We start from the raw sequence: 2,966 nt of genomic DNA, 5'->3' as shown, positions 1-2,966 counted from the left end.
GTTGTCCGGCGCTTGATACGTGCCACCTTTCACCAAGAGTGCCCAGATCGTGCGCGCAATTTTATTGGCTAGCGCTACGGCTGCAACCTTATAAGGGCGGCGTGCCATCAATCCGATAACCCACTTTGGCATCGGCACACCACGCCGAGCTTGCTTGAGAATAGATGTTGCGCCGACAATCAGCAGTGTCCGTAACTGCTTATTCCCCTGTTTCGATATTCGGCCGAGCCGCTCCTTGCCACCACTGCTGTTTCTCACGGTTCGGCAGTGGTGTTCATTTTCATCACCTCAGGCGAGGAGATTGATGTGAGGCAATGCAGAATGCGGGAAATAATTACTACTCAATAAATGCACAATAAGCACAGAGTGAATGAAACGATGCAGAAGAAGTTGGTCTATCGCAATTAAAGCACTTTATAATATTTGTTGTAGATGCGATTAGTGTATCATTTTTAGGAATATTACCTTCATCGTGAGCTACCTTACGTCGCTTAAGTTCAGCTTGAATTTCTTCTTTTATAAACTCAATGTGTTTCAGCATGCATTCGCCCCCGCTAAGATGTGATCAACGAAATATTAGCTGCGCTACCCAACCCAATGCAATAGGCAGACTTAAACCGGCGAAAGGATAGCTCATGATCGATGGAACCGCTCTAATAGGGGCGTGACATAAACAGCAAGTAATCGATAAACTCAAAACGCTTAAGCCTCTTGTGTCTATGTTAAAGTCAATGTGGACGCCATATCTGGATCGGGCAGAGGCTGCATAAGATAGTGGATACTGCGGCCTGCTTAAAAGTCAGGCCACATCTAGCACTTCTGTTTGCAACATGATCACGCTAATTCATCCGTCCGTACCGATGATTATTTTGCCTAGCACTTTAAGAATGACAGTAGATCTCACTCAAGATAGGGGGGTAATCCCCCCGTTTTTAACGGGGTTCCGTAGTAGAATTCACGCGGCCATTTTCAGTTTCTGGGCGGGAGTAATCCCACCAATGCCCATATTGGGTTTTTCGTTATTGTAAGTCCAGAGCGACTTTGTAGCGAATTCTTGTGCCTCCTCAATGCTTTCGATGATATATTGATCTAACCATTCATGCCGAACAGTGCGATTATAACGTTAGATATATGCGTTTTGCTGTGGCTTGCCCGGCTGGATGTGGCTCAAAGTAATACCCTGCTTTTTAGCCCATTCCATCAGTTTGCCACTGACATATTCAGGCCCATTATCCATTCGAATAGAGAAAGGCTTGCCGCGCCACTCAATTATCTGGTCAGGCTTCGGATGACACGCTCCGCTGGCAAAAAAATTCACCTCTATGCCTAATCCCTCACGGTTGAAGTCATCCAGCACATTTAACTGTCTGCCATCATCCAACCGATCTGCCATGAAATCCATAGACCAGACCATATTGTGCGATTTTGGCACAGCCAGAATATCGGGTTTATCGCGCTTCAATCGTTTACGTGGTACGATGCGCAGGTTCAGCTCTAACTCCCGGTAAATGTGGTATATCTTTTTGTGGTTCCAGTGGTACCCACGGACGTTGCGCAGATAAAGGAAACACAAGCCGAAGCCCCAGTTCCTCTTCGCCCGCGTTAATCCGATCAACAGATCAGCGATCTGCACGCTATCGTCGTTCAGTTTGGCGCTGTAACGATAGCAAGTTTCGCTTACCGTGAAGGTGCGGCAAGCAAGCGCAATGCTAACCCCACGCCGCTCCACGGCCATTGCGGCCATCTCTCTTCGCTGAGATGGTCCCGTTACTTTTTTCCATGGGCTTTCTTCAGCAACTCGCTCTGCATGCTAAGCTTTGCAAACATTTTCTTCAGCCGGCGGTTCTCATCTTCCAATGTTTTTGTCTGGGCAATCATCGATGCGTCCAGTCCACCATACTTAGCACGCCATTTGTAGAATGACGCGTTGCTCATCCCATGTTCTCGACAGAGCTCGGCTACAGGCATACCACCCTCAGCTTGCCGTAAGATAGAAAGGATTTGCCGTTCTTTAAATCTCGTTGACTTATTCAAGTAACCGCAATTTGCTCCGTATCTCACGTTGATCCATGGGCATAAACCTCACCTTTTTTCAAATATGGAAGAATAAAGGAAATGTCCCGTGAGTAAGGGCATATCTACAAATTACCACGTTTGTTTGTTTGAGACATACGTGGATAAACTTATTGCTTAGCAATAAGACGTAGAATGCAATCGAACGTAATGCCTTCGAGTTGAGGCGAAGTCCCGGTCGCGGTGACCGATGTCTCAGTTGCAGTTCCAGTTATGATAACTTCGCCTTCCTCATCGCCGAACACATAGAACAACTCAGGATTTTTTGTGTGCACCTTGATCTTAACATTGGCTTGGAAGTTGTCACTGTCAACTGAGTAGTCTCCAATATAGTAGGATCCGGAGTCACCGCCACTTAAACTGCCGTCACGCAGTACGACAACACTGGCTTCCGATTCTCCGGTAATACTGAATGTTGCACAGTAAATTCCATTTTGCATTTTTGTGTCCTCACTTTGGTGTGCCGGGCCCAATCTGATTCCCAACTCATTATCCAATGCATAGGTTAATAAGGTTGTGTCGCATATGTGGAACGGCCCTGATAGCAAGGTTTTTCTGCATTGATGGCCCATGGGACGGTGCAGTCATATGTTCGGCCTGTTAATGCGGCTTTATTCCCGCTGGCCATGATGATATCCGCGATGCCGATCGCCTTAATCAAATTTGCGTGCTCAAAAACGCATTGCGACACACGGTCTGATCGATATCTGGATTTTGTCCGGTTGGTTCATCACGCTTGGCACCTTGCCATATGATCCGGCTGCTACAGCCGGAACTTCTAGATCCTTGTTTTATGCATTCATCATGTTGTCCGGCGCTTGATACGTGCCACCTTTCACCAAGAGTGCCCAGATCGTGCGCGCAATTTTGTTGGCTAGCGCTACGGCTGCAAC

5 protein-coding genes and 1 pseudogene are annotated in these 2,966 nt (G+C 47.2%); all 6 read right to left on the bottom strand.

Annotation, left to right across the window (positions count from 1 at the left end; all coding sequences use genetic code 11):
* Positions 1 to 252: pseudogene (locus QUF18_RS20320) on the bottom strand (transposase); the annotation flags it as partial.
* Between the two features lie 85 nt (positions 253 to 337).
* Positions 338 to 541, bottom strand: a complete 204-nt coding sequence (locus QUF18_RS20315) for a hypothetical protein (RefSeq protein WP_289389052.1) — start codon at positions 539 to 541, stop codon at positions 338 to 340.
* A gap of 414 nt (positions 542 to 955) precedes the next feature.
* On the bottom strand, positions 956 to 1,069 hold the full coding sequence (locus QUF18_RS20550; RefSeq protein WP_374807249.1) for a hypothetical protein: 114 nt from the start codon (positions 1,067 to 1,069) through the stop codon (positions 956 to 958).
* A gap of 54 nt (positions 1,070 to 1,123) precedes the next feature.
* A complete protein-coding gene (locus QUF18_RS20545) occupies positions 1,124 to 1,744 on the bottom strand; it encodes a DDE-type integrase/transposase/recombinase (protein WP_374807248.1) in 621 nt (206 codons plus the stop codon).
* 23 nt (positions 1,745 to 1,767) lie between these two features.
* Entirely contained in the window at positions 1,768 to 1,968 is a 201-nt protein-coding gene (locus tag QUF18_RS20540; RefSeq protein ID WP_374807247.1) for a transposase, read from the bottom strand.
* Positions 1,969 to 2,183: 215 nt separating this feature from the next.
* Positions 2,184 to 2,513: a GrlR family regulatory protein gene (locus QUF18_RS20305; protein ID WP_289389051.1), complete on the bottom strand. Its 330-nt coding sequence runs from the start codon at positions 2,511 to 2,513 to the stop codon at positions 2,184 to 2,186.
* Between the last annotated feature and the right edge of the window lie 453 nt (positions 2,514 to 2,966).

The organism is Pseudochrobactrum kiredjianiae, assembly GCF_030362795.1.
Taxonomy (GTDB): domain Bacteria; phylum Pseudomonadota; class Alphaproteobacteria; order Rhizobiales; family Rhizobiaceae; genus Pseudochrobactrum; species Pseudochrobactrum kiredjianiae.
Note: the sequence above shows the minus strand (reverse complement) of the source record. Positions and strands in the feature narration are given on the sequence as shown.